The organism is Hymenobacter radiodurans, assembly GCF_004355185.1.
In the GTDB taxonomy this organism is placed as follows: domain Bacteria; phylum Bacteroidota; class Bacteroidia; order Cytophagales; family Hymenobacteraceae; genus Hymenobacter; species Hymenobacter radiodurans.
Genome location: NZ_CP037922.1, coordinates 3,803,429 through 3,819,311, shown reverse-complemented (window position 1 = coordinate 3,819,311; position 15,883 = coordinate 3,803,429). Strand labels below are relative to the sequence as shown.

Here is a 15,883-nt window from a genome sequence, read left to right as displayed (position 1 = left end):
GATGGAAGCAAGTGAGAGGTAGATAGATCGCCTTAATTTCAATAAAATTATTCAACCTATTCATTCAAATATAGACCTATTTACTAGGTCTGAGATGTTATGGTTTTATTAAGCAGCTTTCTCCTGTTTTTTAAAACTTTCTTTGTAGCCAAATGCTGCGTGAGTACAGTATTTCTACTTCTTTCTTTCGAATCCTTTTTTCGGTTTAGTTTCTCCATATGTCCTCTGATTTTCAGCGTTATACTGTTACAGCTGCTTTGCCATATGCCAATGGTCCGGTGCATATTGGTCATCTGGCAGGTGTTTATCTGCCAGCTGATATTTATGTGCGCTACCTACGCAGTGCGGGTCGTGATGTAAAGTTTATTTGCGGCTCCGATGAACACGGTGTGCCCATCACTATTCGGGCGCAAAAAGAAGGCGTCACACCGCAGCAAGTGGTCGATAAATATCATGCATTAATCCGCGATTCTTTCGTGGATTTTGGGGTGTCGTTCGATATTTATTCCCGCACGTCGTCGGCTACGCACCGCGAAGTTTCGAGCGGCTTTTTTCGCAAGCTGTACGAAGAAGGAAAATTCATCGAGCAGACGTCGCAGCAATATTACGATGAGCAGGCCAACCAATTTTTAGCCGACCGTTATATCGTGGGTACGTGCCCAAACTGCGGCAACGAAAACGCCTACGGCGACCAGTGCGAGCGGTGCGGTACGTCGCTCAGCCCCACTGAACTAATTAATCCGCGCAGCATGCTTAGCGGCAATAATCCGGTGCTGCGCGAAACCAAGCACTGGTACTTGCCCCTCGACCAGTATGAGCCCTGGCTGCGTGAATGGATTGTGGAAGGCCATAAAAACGATTGGAAAGCCAACGTGTACGGGCAATGCAAATCCTGGATTGATCAGGGCCTGCACCCGCGCGCCGTTACCCGCGACCTGGATTGGGGCGTGCCTGTGCCGGTAGAAGGTGCTGAGGGCAAGGTGCTCTACGTGTGGTTTGATGCACCCATCGGCTACATTTCCGCCACTAAAGACCTGCTGCCCGACACGTGGGAAACCTATTGGAAAGACAGCGGCTCGAAGCTTGTGCACTTTATTGGCAAGGATAATATCGTGTTTCACTGCATCATATTTCCGGCCATGCTCAAGGCTCACGGCGACTATATTTTGCCCGATAATGTGCCGGCCAATGAATTCCTAAACCTTGAAGGCGACAAGATTTCTACTTCGCGCAACTGGGCGGTGTGGCTGCACGAATACTTGCAGGATTTCGAGGGCCGCGCTGATGTATTGCGCTACGTGTTGTGCGCAAATGCACCCGAGAATAAAGACAATGATTTCACCTGGAAGGATTTTCAGGCGCGCAACAACAACGAGCTTTTAGCTACGCTCGGCAACTTCGTAAATCGCGCTGTAGTGCTCACGCATAAGTACTTTGGGGGGCAAATTCCGGCGCGAAATGAGCTCACTGAATTTGACCAAGATGTCCTACAGCAGCTGGCCGATTTCCCGGCGCGTATTGGGCAGCTCATTGAGAACTACCGCTTCCGCGATGCGCTCAATGAGCTAATGAATCTGGCTCGTTTGGGTAATAAATATCTGGCGGATACGGAGCCTTGGAAGCTTATAAAAACGGATGAGCCAAGAGTAGCTACGATCCTCAATATCGCCCTGCAAATTACAGCTAGCCTCACCACGCTGATGGAGCCATTTTTGCCCAACACGGCTGCGCGCTTGGGTAGTATGTTAAATACCGAAAAAGCCCCTTGGGCTGCTGCTGGCAACACGAATGCTCTCCCGGTTGGACACCAACTCAATGAAGCTTTTCTACTTTTTGAAAAGATAGAAGATGCGACGGTAGAGGCGCAGGTGCAAAAGCTGCTTGACACTAAAAAAGCTAATGAATTGGCAAACGCTGTCACGGCTTCTGCGAAGGATAATGTGTCGTTTGATGAATTCAGCCGCATGGATTTGCGAGTAGGCACGATTACGGCCGCTGAGAAAGTCGCCAAGACTAAAAAGCTCCTCAAACTCACTGTTGATACTGGCCTGGACCAGCGCACCATCGTGAGCGGTATTGCGGAGTCATTTATTCCGGAAGCGCTGGTCGGGCAGCAGGTGTTGGTGCTGCTAAATTTGGCCCCTAGAGAGATAAAAGGTATTCAGTCGCAGGGCATGCTATTGCTAGCCGAAAACGCCGACGGCTCGTTGGCACTCATGCAACCCGGCCAGCAAGTGCGGCCCGGTAGCGGCGTGATGTAAGCTTGCTGTCGGTATACAATTTCCCAACCGACAACCCATAAAGAAGCCCCCACTTTGCGCAAAGTGGGGGCTTTCTTATTCTATGTATTCTAAAGGCGACCCTGTCATAAAATAGCCAGCGCTTCTACCAAGGCTTTATTTCACGTTAACCACATTCATAGCGCGTTCAATACCTAAGGTTCCGAAAGCCAAGACTGCATCCGCCGCTTTTTCAATGCGCAGCGGCAGGTCGATTTGCTCGTCAGCCGAGAAAGGATCTAGCACATAATCCACTTGCCGGCCCTTCGGAAAATTAGCATCGACGCCGAAGCGCAGGCGAGCGTATTCGTCGGTGCCCAACGTTTCCTGAATGGATTTTAAGCCATTATGACCTCCGGCTGAGCCTTTTCCTTTCAAACGCAACTTGCCATAAGGCAGGGCCAAATCATCGGTTACAACCAGCATCTGCTCTTTTTCTAGCTTCAGGCTGGTCAGATAATGTGCCGCTGCTTTACCGCTCAAGTTCATGTACGTTGTGGGCTTCACCAACACAAAGGTTTTGCCTTTATGCTTGATTTCCGTCACGAACGCGTGTCGATTTATTTCAAACCGCGCCTCATGTTTTTGTGCCAAATAATCAGCTACCATAAAGCCGATATTATGGCGTGTATTGGCGTATTCGGGACCAATATTGCCGAGGCCTAAAACCAGGTATTTCATTGAATCACGGATTAAAATCGGATATAGTGGATTGCTCAGAATTGATAAATGATCAATCTGATTTTGGTGCCCAAATGATCTAAAGAAAAGCCCCCAGAATGTTCCTGGGGGCTTTTCTTTAGGTAATCGAACGGATTACAAAATCCGTGGCGTGGGCTTACTTGTCGCCGCCGGCCATAGCACCTTTCAGTGCACGTGGGATAGCCACGGTAGCGATAGGAGCGAGGGGGTTCGTAAGAATAGTGTAGTTAGTAGGCTGCACTTTGCTTACTTTGATAGACTTGCCTAGCTCAAGCTCCGAAATGTTCACCTCAACATAGTCAGGCAGGTTCTCGGGCAGCGCCTTCACCTTTACCTTACGCAGCTTCGAGATCAACTTGCCACCTTGCTGTACGCCGGGCGAAGTGCCGATGTATTTTACAGGGATGTCCATTTTTACCTCTTTGCCATCCTGCAATTGCAGGAAGTCAACGTGCAGCAACATTTCGTTCACAGGGTGAAACTGAGCGTCCTGCACGATAGCACGGTAGATAGTGCCCTCTACGTTCAAATCGACGATGTGTACTTCAGGCGTGTACAGCAATTCGCGGAAGAGAATGGCAGGAGCCGAGAAGTGTACTTGCTCTCCTGCACCATACATTACGCACGGAACATAAGAATCAAGACGCAGCTGCTTTGCCTCTTTCTTGCCGAGATTCGCTCTTTTAAACCCTACAATCTCTAAGCTTTTCATAAAAAGAGTGTTTTTGGAAAAAGTATTTTCTGATCCCATCAATTAATGGGGCCGCAAAGATACGGTTTAAGTCCGTTAACAAAAAAGGACTTGCTATATAGGATGTAAAATGCCGTCCTGCTGAGCAGGGCAACGCTGGACTGTCCTAATCTTTTAAGTAAACAGCGAGCTAATTGACTCGTGCGTCACCACGTTGCGAATAGCATGGGCAAACAGATCAGCTAATGATATCACCCGGATTTTCGGATTTTCCTGCCGCAACGGAATCGTGTCGGAGACCACAAGCTCCTCCAAAACCGAGTTGCGAATGCGGTCGTGGGCCGGGCCGCTGAGTACGGGGTGCGTAATAACAGCCCGCACCGAACGTGCCCCACGCTCCAACAGCAACTCAGCCGCCTTGCAGATGGTGCCAGCCGTATCCACAATATCATCGACTAAAACGACATCTAGCCCAGTTACGTCGCCAATTACCTGCATAGAGGCAATTTCATTGGCCCGCAGACGTGTTTTGTCGCACACTACGATTTCGGCCCCGAAGCGCTTGGCAAAAGCGCGGGTCCGCACCACGCCACCAACGTCAGGAGAGGCAAAAATGAGGTTGTCCAGATTCAGCGATTTGATGTAGGGCACAAACATGGCCGAACCGTCGAGGTGGTCAACAGGGATATCGAAAAACCCTTGAATCTGGCCGGCGTGCAGGTCGCAGGTCATCAGGCGGTCGGTGCCAACACTTTGGATGAAGTCGGCCACCACTTTGGCCCCAATGCTCACCCGCGGCTTGTCCTTACGGTCTTGACGAGCGTAGCCATAATAAGGCATTACAATGGTGACAGAAGCAGCAGAAGCGCGTTTTGCAGCGTCTACCATCAGCATGAGTTCCATCAAGTTTTCAGCCGGCGGAAACGTGCTCTGAATCAGAAACACGGCACAACCCCGAACGCTTTCATTGAAGCTTGGTCCCAATTCAGTGTCGGCAAAGCGCTGAAGGCTCAGGTCACCGAGCTGGGTGCCGTAGGCGGCGGCAATTTTCTCACCGAGTTCGTGCGAGGCGTTGCCTGCGAAAAGTTTAACCTGCTGGGACATGAGTTTAATTCAGTTGGGAATCAGCGGAGTGGGCAAAGGTAAAGAGTAGACGCTATATGGCTGAGCTAGGCAGAGGGGAGTGGTAAGTAAAAACAGCCGAATTTAACGCTAAAAGGCCGATAAGGCTAAACTAAAAAGCGAAAGGCGCTGATTCCTCCCGAGGGAAGTATCAGCGCCTTTCGCGTTACGAGCAGTTGTCCGACCAGGGCTCGAACCTGGACTTTCTTGAATCAAAATCAAGCGTGTTGCCAGTTACACCATCGGACAAAATTCCCATCAGCATTGCTGTTTGGGTGTGCAAATGTACGAGGCGAATAATTCGGGGCAAATTCTAATCGAATATTTTTTTAAAATTTTTCCGGAGCTGGGGGGCAAATATTGGGTTTAAAGCCTGCTGAGTGCCTGATTGTCAATACTCCAGCGCTGCGTAAACTTTCCGCTCATGGGAGCTTTGGCAAAGCGGGGATTAAGCCGTAGTTTTGCGGCCTGAAAACGTTGCCACCCATCTATATAAAGACCTACAATGGCGAATAACGGCAAAATCACCCAAGTAATTGGTCCCGTAGTGGACGTAAGCTTCGCCGGTGATGACACGCGCCTCCCCAACATTCTCGACGCGCTGGAAGTCATAAAAGACAACGGCCAGATTGTTATCCTCGAATGCCAGCAGCACTTAGGCGAAGACCGGGTGCGCACCATCGCCATGGACTCGACCGAGGGTCTGACCCGCGGTGCTATCGTGCGCGACTTGGGTTCGCCCATCTCGATGCCGACTGGTGAAGGCGTAAAAGGCCGCTTGTTCAATGTAATTGGCCAAGCCATTGACGGCATCCCTCAGCCCAAGAGTGATGGACCTATGTCGATTCACCGCTCGGCTCCTCCGTTTGAGGATCTGGCTACGACTTCGGAAGTATTCTTCACTGGTATCAAAGTAATTGACCTGTTGGCTCCTTATGTAAAGGGTGGCAAAATTGGTTTGTTTGGTGGTGCTGGCGTAGGCAAAACCGTATTGATTCAGGAGCTGATCAACAACATCGCAAAGGCTTACTCGGGTTTGTCGGTGTTTGCTGGTGTAGGTGAGCGTACCCGTGAGGGAAATGACTTGCTGCGTGAGTTTATTGAGTCGGACATCATTCGCTACGGCGCTGAGTTCAAGCACTCGATGGAAGAAGGCGGCTGGGATCTGTCAAAAGTTGACGAGGTAGAACTGGCGAAGTCGCAGGCTACGCTCGTGTTCGGTCAGATGAATGAGCCGCCCGGAGCTCGTGCTCGTGTTGCGCTGTCAGGTCTTACTATCGCTGAAAGCTTCCGCGATGGCGACGGTACTGGTTCAGGCCGCGACATCCTGTTCTTTATTGATAATATCTTCCGCTTTACCCAGGCTGGTTCGGAAGTATCGGCTCTCTTGGGTCGTATGCCTTCAGCCGTAGGTTACCAGCCCACGCTGGCCACCGAAATGGGTGCTATGCAGGAGCGTATTACTTCTACTAAGCGTGGTTCTATTACGTCGGTACAGGCGGTATATGTACCTGCCGATGACTTGACTGACCCAGCGCCGGCTAACACCTTCGCTCACTTGGACGCTACAACAGTATTGTCGCGTAAGATTGCTGAGCTTGGCATTTACCCTGCTGTGGACCCACTAGACTCTACCTCACGCATTCTGTCGGTTGAGGTTCTAGGGGAGGAGCACTACAACACCGCTCAGCGCGTAAAAGAGATTTTACAGCGCTACAAAGAACTGCAGGACATCATCGCCATTCTTGGTATGGATGAGTTGTCGGAGGAGGATAAGCAGGTCGTTAACCGCGCTCGGCGCGTGCAGCGCTTCCTGTCACAGCCTTTCTTCGTAGCTGAGCAGTTCACTGGCTTGAAAGGGGTATTGGTTGATATCAAAGACACCATCCGTGGCTTCAACGAAATTATCGACGGCAAGCACGACCATCTACCTGAAGCAGCTTTCAACCTTGTTGGTACTATCGAGGATGCCGTTGTGAAAGGTGAGCGTCTGATTGCTGAAGCAAAGTAATTCAACTGACATGCATTTAGAAATCATCACGCCAGACCGGAAAATATTTGCGGGCGAGGTCACTTCGGCTCAGTTTCCAGGGGCGGATGGACTTTTTGAAGTGCTTAATAACCACGCTCCGCTTATCAGTGCTTTGCAAGCGGGTAGCATCAACGTGAACAGCGCTACGGGCCGCGAATCCTTCCGCATCGAAGGTGGCGTGGTAGAAGTGCTGCGCAACAATGTTATCGTGCTGGCGGAAGGCGTAGTTGCCTAAGCTGGTTCATGTAGTAATAAAAAGCCTTTCCTTTGCTAGGAAAGGCTTTTTTGTTTTTGGCTGATCCTACTTCCTTTGACCATTCGTGAGGAAGAGCTACTAGCGCAAGACCGATCTAATTTTGCCCCCCACAGTACCGATATCCCGAGATTCGGCAACATCATTCTGTATGCATATTCATCCTAAAATCACTCCCATCTATCAAACGTCGGTTTTCAAATTTGATGATCTGGATGGCATAGCGCAGTATTTCGATGAGCCCGGCAGCCGCTACATGTATTCACGGAATGGCAATCCCAACTCCGATGAACTCGCCGAGGCGGTAAACCGGCTGGAACGTGGGCAAGGGGCAATTGCAACGGGTTCCGGCATGGCAGCTATTCTAGCGGCCATCTTAGCATACTGCGAAGCCGGTGACCATGTGCTGTGCGCTGCCGATATCTATGGTGGATCGGCGGCTCTGCTGAATCAGGAGCTTAGTCGCTTGGGAATTTCGGTGAGCTATGTGCCTTTCGACGAGCTTTATGACCTAAAGTCTCATCTGCAACCCCGCACCCGGCTGTTGCTAGCCGAAACCATGAGCAATCCGTTGCTGCGCGTGGTTGATCTGAAGGCGCTGGCCGAAGAGTGCCATCAGCACGACGTAAAGCTGGTTATTGATAATACGTTTGCCACGCCTCTGCTTACTCGTCCCATTGAATATGGCGCCGATATTACGCTACACAGCGTAACTAAATACCTAGCTGGCCATTCCGATGTAACAGCCGGGGTTGTTGTGGCTGCGTCTCCTGAAATTGCCGCTCGCCTGCGGCAGATCGGAATGGTTATGGGCTTGACTTTGAGCCCAATGGAGAGCTGGTTGGCTGTGCGTGGACTCAAAACGCTGCGCTTGCGCGTGCAGGAGCACAGCTCCAACGCGCTGGCCATAGCCCAGATGCTAGAGCGCCACCCGCTCGTACAAGAGGTATATTATCCGGGGTTGCCAAATCATGCGGAGCACCCGCTTGCCGCTCGCCAAGGCGGGACGCAGTTTGGAGGTATGCTTTCCTTCCGTTTGCCCGATGATGAGAAGCTCGTGAATCAGTTTATGCGCCGCTCCCAGCGCTTTCCATTTGCTCCGTCCTTGGCGGGCGTTGATTCGTCGCTGTCGCATCCACTTAGCACTTCACACCGCGCCCTCACGCCTGAGCAGCAGCAACGACTGGGCATCACCGTAGGTCTGATTCGTTTATCGGTGGGAATTGAGTTGAAAGAAGAATTAGTAGCCGATCTAGAGCAGGCTTTGGGATAAAGAGCCACAGTCCAACGCGGATATGTGCCCTAAAGCCAGTATGGCGTCACTAATTTGCCCCCCACTATTCATTTGCGCTCAATCTAGGGTTCGTCTTGCTACTCTGAGCGAATCCTTCAATTCAGAATCGAATTGCGCGCGCTCCTTAGCTCACTGCCAGAGTAGAGCTTCTGACAACCAGTGTTGATTTTAATTCTAGGCTGTGGCTGGCTGAAATCGGCGTATTTTCAAGGAGTGCTTCGAATAGAATTCGGGCGGCTTCTCGGCCCATAGTGTAGGCTGGTTGGGTAATAGTAGTGAGGGGAGGACTCAGAAAAGAGGCGATTTCGAGATTGGAAAAGGCTATGATTTTTATATCTGTTACAATAGACAGCCCCAGATTCTGGCAGGCTTCATAGCTACTCATTGCTAGGCTCTCAACCGACGCGAAAATTCCGTCGATATCCGGTCTACGTTGCAATAACCCTTGAATCATAGCCACATCCTGGTTCTTAGTGGTTTGTGCGCGTAGCAGCAGTTCATCATCGAAAGGAATTCCGTTTTGATGTAGAGCGGCAACGTAGCCTTGCGTGCGCGTACGCCCGATGGATAAGCTGTTCGAAACTGCCAAGTGAGCTATTGTGCGGCAGCCGTTATCAATAAGATGGCAAGTTGCCGCGTAGCTGCTTTCATAATTATCAGTCGTTACCTGCGCCGTGTCGAGGCCGTCATACACCCGGTCGAAAAATACAGTTGGAATATTTCGTTGTCTTAGTAAATCTAGATGATCAAAATTCTGACTGGTGCTAGCAACCGATATCAAAACCCCGTCAATTCGCCCCCCAACCAATAATCGGGTAATTGCTAATTCACGCTGATAATTATCATGCGTCAGATAAATTAATACGTGGTAATTATTATCGCGCGCCACCTCCTCAATTCCATCTATTACTAAGGAAAAAAAGGGGTTGGTTACTTCCGGAAGTATTACTCCAATTGTTTTGCTATTGTGTCGGCGTAGGCTGCTGGCGTGTGGATTTGGCTCATAATTCAACTTTTGGGCCATGGCCAATACTCTGGCTTTGGTCTCCTGTGATGCGCTTTTACTGTTATTCAGAGCTCTGGATACTGTAGCCACAGAAAGTTTGAGTTCTTGGGCAAGTCGCTTCAGGTTTACCGGCTCCATCAATCAAATTATTAAAATGAGAGCAAACGAATTATTTCGTTTTTAATGTGATCATTGGGGGCAAAACTGGCAGGTAAAAGAAGCCGCAGAGGTGACACCTATGGTGCTAGATTGATTTTTGGTAAATGAATTTAGCGCCCGAGATAAATCCCCAATCCGATTCTCTGCCAATCTTAGATAATTAAACGGAGAGTTTTTTATTAATCACTGTAAACGTTTACGTAAATAAAAAAGCCCCCGATGATTGATAGCCAGTGAGTTTGCGGAGATTACAATACTAATTCTCCACTAAGCCCACCGTCCCATGCGAACACCTACTCTTTTGCTGATATTCTTGGCGCTGGTCGCGAGCTTATCAGCACATGCCCAAACCCGTCAGGTGGCCGGCACCGTTCTGAGCGCCGTCGATAAGGCGCCGCTCCCTGGAGTCTCAGTAGTTGTGAAAGGCACTACCACGGGTACTTCCACTGATCCTGAAGGAAGGTTTAGTCTGTCGGTGCCCACTGAAAGCTCGCCAGTACTGGTGTTCTCCTTTATCGGCTTTGAGTCGACGGAAGTGAGTGTGGGGGGCAATTCTACAGTTGGTTCAGTCCAGTTAAAGGAGAAAACGACGGAACTGAATGATGTAGTGGTAGTGGGCTACGGCACCCAGCGCAAGCAGGACGTAACAGGCGCCGTCGCTTCCATATCGGCGGAGCAGGTGGCCGAAACGCCCATTACGCGGCCCGAACAGATACTGCAAGGCCGCGTGAGTGGCGTACAGGTTACACAAACGAATTCGGAGCCGGGCGGCAGCGTTTCTATCCGGATTCGGGGTACCAATTCCATCAACTCCGGCAACGAGCCGCTGTTCGTGATTGACGGCTTTCCGGGCGCCGGCGACCTGAACTCCATCAACCCCAGCGATATCGAGTCGATTGAGGTGTTGAAAGATGCGTCGGCCACCGCCATTTATGGCAGCCGGGGGGCAAATGGTGTCGTGATTATCACCACTAAAAAAGGCAAGGCCGGCGCAAATACCATCAGCTTTGAAGCATATACCGGCGTGAGCAACATTCGGAAGCAGTATGAGCTGATGAATGCCACGGAGTATGCTACGTACCTGAATGAAGCCCAGACGCTCAATAACTTAGAAAATAGAACGACTACGCCTTTACCCTTTACTCAGCAACAGATAGATCAGTTTGGGGAAGGCACCAACTGGCAGGACGAGGTTTTTCGCCAGGGCCGGATAAGCAACTACCAGCTGGGTTTTAATGGGGGCAACGCGGAGACGCGCTACAACCTGAGCTTCAACTACTTCGATCAGGACGGTATTATTCAGAACTCGGGCTTCAAGCGTGGATCCATTCGACTGAATCTGGATAAGAAGATCAGTAATAAAATCAACCTCAACTTCACCAGCCAAATTTCCCGGACGCAACAGCAGCGCACGACCGTGAATAGCAACGGGGGGAGCCTTGGCGGCGTGGTGCTGGACGCTCTGCGTTTTAGCCCCACGCAAACCGTGCGCGACGCAGATGGCAACTACACCTTACAAAACCAGCCAATTCCCTACGTGGAAATTGGGGGTAACCCCGTTGCTTACGCTGATCTGGCCAAGGACGAGGCAACTATCACGCGGGGCTTAATTAATGTGGCCGGCGAGTATGAAATTCTGAAGGGCTTGAAGCTGCGCATTTCCGGCGGCGTTGATGTGTTTGGCAACCAGCGCGACCAGTTTATTCCCTCCACAGTGTTTGTAGGGCAAAATACCAATGGCTCGGCAACGAAAGCGTCGAACAGTAATTATAGCTGGCTGAATGAAAACACGCTGACCTTCGACCGGGCGCTAAACGAGAATAATGCGCTGAATGTGGTGGTGGGTCTTACGTCGCAGCAGTTTGTAAATGGCAACTATAGCGCCTCAGCAAACAACTTTTTTACGAACGCGCTGGGTAGCGACAATATCGGTATTGGTGCCAATGTGCTGACGCCTTCATCCGGGAAAAACCAGAATACGCTGGCGTCTTATTTTGGCCGCGTCAACTACCGCCTGTTCGAGAAATACCTGTTCACCTTTACCATGCGCGCCGACGGCTCGTCGCGTTTCGGAGAAGACAATAAATGGGGATATTTCCCATCGGCGGCCGTGGCTTACCGGGTTATCGATGAGCGTTTCATGGAGAACCTGACTGCTTTCAGCGACCTGAAGCTGCGCGCCAGCTACGGCATTACCGGCAACCAGGAAATCGGCTCATATCAGTCGGTGGGACGCTATGGCTTGAACGCGTACACTGCGGGCACTACCCGCTTAGTTGGCCTGACGGCTTCTAATATTCCCAATCCGAATCTGAGCTGGGAATCAACGGCTTCTACCGATGTGGGCATTGACTTGGCTTTCCTGAAAAACCGAATAACTGTAACGGCGGACTATTACTACAAGAAAACTACGGATCTGCTGCTGCAAGTGTCTATCCCGCAGACCTCGGGCTTCTCCAATATTCTGCAAAATGCCGGCAGCGTGCAGAACAAAGGCTTCGAGTTTTCTTTGAATACGGTGAATTTTGACACCAAAGCATTCTCCTGGAATACCAATCTGAACCTGTCGCTCAACCGCAATGAAGTGCTCGACCTGAACGGGGAGCGGGAGCGGTTTGTGGGTCAGTCGAGCACCAGCATCTTCCCAGGCGCCACAGGCGCGACGAGTGTGCTGCGCGTAGGGGAGCCAATTGGCGCATTTTACGGCTACGTGTTTCAGGGAATCTGGCAGACGCCTGAAGAAATTACGGCCAGCGGCATCACCACCAGCGTGCGTCCCGGCGACCCGCGCTACGCCGACCTGAACGGCGACAACAGAATTGACGGCAACGACCGCACCATCATCGGGCAGGCCCAACCCAAGTTTATTTATGGCGTCACCAACAACTTCACCCTCGGTCCAGTTAGCCTAAACTTCTTTATTCAAGGGGTAGAAGGCTCCGATATTCTGAACCTGAACCGCTACGAGTTGGAATCGGGGTTTGTAGCTCCTAATAAGCTGAAAACGGTTGTCGACCGCTGGACTGGCCCCGGCACCAGCAACACCATCCCGAAAGCCAACAGCGTAGTGCGACGCAATACGGGCATCACAAGCGACGTGATAGAAGATGGCAGCTTTGTGCGCCTCAAAACCGCTACCATTTCCTTCCAAGTGCCCGTGCCACAAGGTATCAGCGCCACCGTAAAATCGGCGAGCATCTACGTGACGGGGCATAATCTGATTACGATTACGGATTACTCGGGCTTCGACCCGGAGGTGAACTCGTTTGGCGACCGCAGCAACCCCAACAACTCGCCTTTGAGCCAAAACACGGACTATAACGCATTTCCCACCACCCGGACCTTCATTGCCGGTGTGCGGATTGGCTTTTAATCAACTAGGTAATAATCGGTACTGACATGAAAAAGAAGATTATTCTCCTGGGCATCTGTTCACTTGGCTTGTTCTCCTCCTGCGAGAAATTTCTGGAAGAAAAGCCCTACGACTTCCTGACGAGCAGCAACTTTTATCAAAACGAAGGCGACGCCACTGCGGCCCTAAACGGCGTTTTCAGCACCATGCAAGCCCAAACGCACTATGGCCGCACCGTGTGGCTGGTGACGGAGCTGCCCGGCGAATACATGGAAGTGGTGGGCGCCGCCACCGGCGACCGCGCCGAGCTGAGCCGCTACACCTACACCGCTAACAACGGCGAAATAGCTTTCTGGTGGATCAACACCTACCGGATGATCAGTCGGGCCAATGATGTAATCCAAAAAACGCCCCCCATCAATATGGATGAGGCGCGCAAAAATAATATCATCGGCAACGCGCGCTTCTTGCGGGCTCTGGGGTATTTTGAGTTGGTGCGCAGCTTTGGCGATGTGCCGCTGATTTTGGCCCCCGTGGCTGGCCCCAATGATGATTTGCGGCCTTCGCGCACGCCCCAGGAGCAGATATACCAGCAGATTATCGACGATCTGAAGTTTGCCGAAACTAATTGCCTGCCCGAAAACCAGATTCCGGCCGCCAGCAAAGGCCGCATTTCCACGGGCGCAGCCTCGGCTATGCTGGCCAAAGTATACCTGACGCGCGCCAGCACGGCGTTTGCCCAAGGCACGGACAACCAGAGTGCGCTGGAAGCCTGCAACCGCGTAATTTCTTCCAATACCTATAGCCTGTCCCCGGTGTACGGCGACGTATTCTTGCCAGATCGGGAAAACGGCCCGGAGCATATTCTCTCCGTGCAGTTCGATTTGCCCCCCAACGTGGGTAATATCATCGTGCGGCAGAATTATCCGGCGCTGCTGGGTGGGTTTGCCTCCTTCACGGTTTCGAATGCTTTTGTCAACTCCTACGCGGCTACCGATGTGCGCAAAGAGTGGAACGTGAGCAACCGCGCCGGCACCACCGTGCTGCCTCAGTATTACTTCAACAAATTCCGCGACGACCGCCGCATCGGCAACGACTCGCGCGTGAACTGGCTGATTACCCGCTTCGCCGACGTGCTGCTGATGCAGTCGGAGGCGTACAACAACCTAAATGCGGGGAACGCGGCCAAGTACGAAGGCATCAACCGGGTGCGCGTACGGGCGGGCCTGGCGCCGCTGCCGCTCACGGCCACTACCAAAGATGCATTTGTGGATTTGCTGGTGCGGGAGCGCGCTTGGGAACTGTGCAACGAAGGCCACCGCCGCTACGACCTGATTCGGCTCAACCGCCTGAAGCCGGTGCAGCAAGCCACCTTCAACCGCACCATTAGCGACAACTACCTGCTATTCCCGATTCCGCAGAGCGAAGTGTTGCTCAACCCCAACCTCACGCAAAATCCCGGCTTCTAGCCTTCAAAAACTACGGCGGGGGGCTTTTTTGGTAGTCACGAATGCGTGGTGAGCGTGCGGTTGCATCTGCAAATGCTGCCGGAAAAACACGTCCACACGCCGACTATCAGAAATTGCCCCCCAGCCGCTAGTTACTTGGCTGGGGGGCAATTTTCGGGCGCTCCATATGCCATCATCCGTTGGCTACTACGTTATCGAAATCAGCAGCATTCGCGCCGCCTTTCACTGACTCATTCTTAACCTGAAGTAATGGGAGTACTGCACAAAGCCCTTTTTTCTCTCTTCGCATTGGTACTAGTGGGCCAAGCAGGTTTTGCTCAAAAAGTCACTGCTATTCCGGTGGAGCAAGTGCTTGCGTTGGCCGAGAAGCAGTACACGGGCTATTTAAGTCAATACCCGGATAGCACGAAATATCCACGCAGCAGCAAAGAGGACGGTACGATTCTGCTCACTTCTTCCCGCAACTGGACCAGCGGGTTTTTCGCCGGCAACCTGTGGTACATGGCCCGGCTTACCAAGAAGGAAAGCTGGCGCCGCCGCGCCGCCGCCTGGACCGAAACCTTAGAGGCGGAGAAGAATACGACCAGCACGCACGATCTGGGCTTCATTATCAATAACTCCTTTGGTCAGGGCTACGCTCTCACGCAGAATCCGAAGTACAAGCAGGTAGTGTTGCAAGCCTCGGCCACGCTGGTGCGCCGCTTCAACCCGACGGTCGGCGCCATTCGCTCCTGGGATTTCGCGCCGTTCACGTATCCGGTTATCGTCGATAATTTGATGAACCTGGAAATGCTGCTGTCGGCGGCCAAGCTCAGCGGCGACACAACCTTAGCGCGCATCGCCAAAGCACACGCCAATACCGATCTGAAGTACCGGTTTCGCAAGGACCACAGTACCTTCCACGTCCTCGATTTCGACCCGGCCACCGGCAAGCTGCGCAAGCAGATGACCCACCAGGGCATTGCCGATAACTCCTGCTGGGCGCGGGGCCAAGCCTGGGCGATTTACGGCTACACCATGCTCTACCGCTTCACCGGCAACAAGCAGTACCTCACCGCTGCCCAAAACGCCGCCGACTATTTCATCAAGCAAACCAACAGGGTTCCCGACCACATTCCCTACTGGGATTTCAACGACCCTGCCATCCCCAACTCACCCCGCGACGCATCGGCCGCCGCCGTGGCTGCCTCGGGGTTGCTGGAACTGAGCAAGTATGCCAAGAACCCAAAGAAGTATTATGAGTCTGCAACAGCGATGCTCAGCAGCCTTTGCACGCCGCAGTATCTCGCAGCGGCAGGCACAAATAACTTTTTCCTGCTGAAGCACTCCACCGGCAACAAGCCTTCTAAATCGGAAATCGATGTGCCGCTGGTGTACGCCGATTATTATTTCCTGGAAGCCCTGTGGCGCCACAAAAACTACACGACATTGGCGCTTCAGTAACCCCAGAACGTCATGCAGAGGCGGAGCCGAAGCATCTCGCGTGTTTACCAAGAGTAGTAATCCTGCATCAGCCCGCGAGAT

Annotated in this window: 11 protein-coding genes and 1 tRNA gene; 7 read left to right on the top strand and 5 right to left on the bottom strand. The window is 52.0% G+C overall.

What is annotated here, in order from left to right; genetic code table 11:
* Positions 1-218 precede the first annotated feature (218 nt).
* Positions 219-2,261 carry a methionine--tRNA ligase gene (gene metG, locus EPD59_RS17390; protein WP_133273894.1) on the top strand — a complete coding sequence of 681 codons (2,043 nt, stop codon included), beginning with the start codon at positions 219-221 and terminating at the stop codon, positions 2,259-2,261.
* A 135-nt stretch (positions 2,262-2,396) separates the two neighbouring features.
* Here the strand turns inward: metG and pth are convergent, their stop codons facing one another.
* From pth to EPD59_RS17370, 4 genes are all read right to left on the bottom strand, one after another.
* Positions 2,397-2,960 carry an aminoacyl-tRNA hydrolase gene (gene pth / locus EPD59_RS17385; protein ID WP_133273893.1) on the bottom strand — a complete coding sequence of 188 codons (564 nt, stop codon included), beginning with the start codon at positions 2,958-2,960 and terminating at the stop codon, positions 2,397-2,399.
* 157 nt (positions 2,961-3,117) lie between these two features.
* Complete coding sequence (locus EPD59_RS17380) at positions 3,118-3,693, bottom strand: 50S ribosomal protein L25/general stress protein Ctc (RefSeq protein WP_133273892.1); 576 nt, start codon at positions 3,691-3,693, stop codon at positions 3,118-3,120.
* Between the two features lie 153 nt (positions 3,694-3,846).
* Positions 3,847-4,776 (bottom strand): ribose-phosphate pyrophosphokinase, encoded by a 930-nt coding sequence (locus EPD59_RS17375; RefSeq protein WP_133273891.1) that lies wholly within the window; start codon positions 4,774-4,776, stop codon positions 3,847-3,849.
* Between the two features lie 194 nt (positions 4,777-4,970).
* A tRNA-Gln gene (locus EPD59_RS17370) sits at positions 4,971-5,043 on the bottom strand.
* Positions 5,044-5,299: 256 nt separating this feature from the next.
* On the opposite strand from EPD59_RS17370, the gene atpD reads away from it, so the two are divergent.
* The 3 genes from atpD (at position 5,300) to EPD59_RS17355 (ending at position 8,352) form a co-directional block, all read left to right on the top strand.
* Complete coding sequence (gene atpD / locus EPD59_RS17365; RefSeq protein WP_133273890.1) at positions 5,300-6,805, top strand: F0F1 ATP synthase subunit beta; 1,506 nt, start codon at positions 5,300-5,302, stop codon at positions 6,803-6,805.
* Positions 6,806-6,815: 10 nt separating this feature from the next.
* Positions 6,816-7,061 (top strand): ATP synthase F1 subunit epsilon, encoded by a 246-nt coding sequence (gene atpC / locus EPD59_RS17360; protein WP_084444313.1) that lies wholly within the window; start codon positions 6,816-6,818, stop codon positions 7,059-7,061.
* A gap of 169 nt (positions 7,062-7,230) precedes the next feature.
* Positions 7,231-8,352 carry a trans-sulfuration enzyme family protein gene (locus EPD59_RS17355; protein WP_133273889.1) on the top strand — a complete coding sequence of 374 codons (1,122 nt, stop codon included), beginning with the start codon at positions 7,231-7,233 and terminating at the stop codon, positions 8,350-8,352.
* A gap of 145 nt (positions 8,353-8,497) precedes the next feature.
* Here the strand turns inward: EPD59_RS17355 and EPD59_RS17350 are convergent, their stop codons facing one another.
* The gene (locus EPD59_RS17350) at positions 8,498-9,517 is read right to left on the bottom strand and encodes a LacI family DNA-binding transcriptional regulator (protein ID WP_133273888.1); all 1,020 of its coding nucleotides are present in this window, start codon (positions 9,515-9,517) and stop codon (positions 8,498-8,500) included.
* A 304-nt stretch (positions 9,518-9,821) separates the two neighbouring features.
* Here EPD59_RS17350 and EPD59_RS17345 point away from each other — a divergent pair, with 304 nt between their 5' ends.
* The 3 genes from EPD59_RS17345 (at position 9,822) to EPD59_RS17335 (ending at position 15,802) form a co-directional block, all read left to right on the top strand.
* Complete coding sequence (locus EPD59_RS17345) at positions 9,822-12,911, top strand: SusC/RagA family TonB-linked outer membrane protein (protein WP_133273887.1); 3,090 nt, start codon at positions 9,822-9,824, stop codon at positions 12,909-12,911.
* Between the two features lie 26 nt (positions 12,912-12,937).
* Positions 12,938-14,359 carry a RagB/SusD family nutrient uptake outer membrane protein gene (locus tag EPD59_RS17340; protein WP_133273886.1) on the top strand — a complete coding sequence of 474 codons (1,422 nt, stop codon included), beginning with the start codon at positions 12,938-12,940 and terminating at the stop codon, positions 14,357-14,359.
* 249 nt (positions 14,360-14,608) lie between these two features.
* Positions 14,609-15,802 (top strand): glycoside hydrolase family 88 protein, encoded by a 1,194-nt coding sequence (locus EPD59_RS17335; RefSeq protein WP_133273885.1) that lies wholly within the window; start codon positions 14,609-14,611, stop codon positions 15,800-15,802.
* The last annotated feature ends 81 nt before the right edge of the window (positions 15,803-15,883 follow it).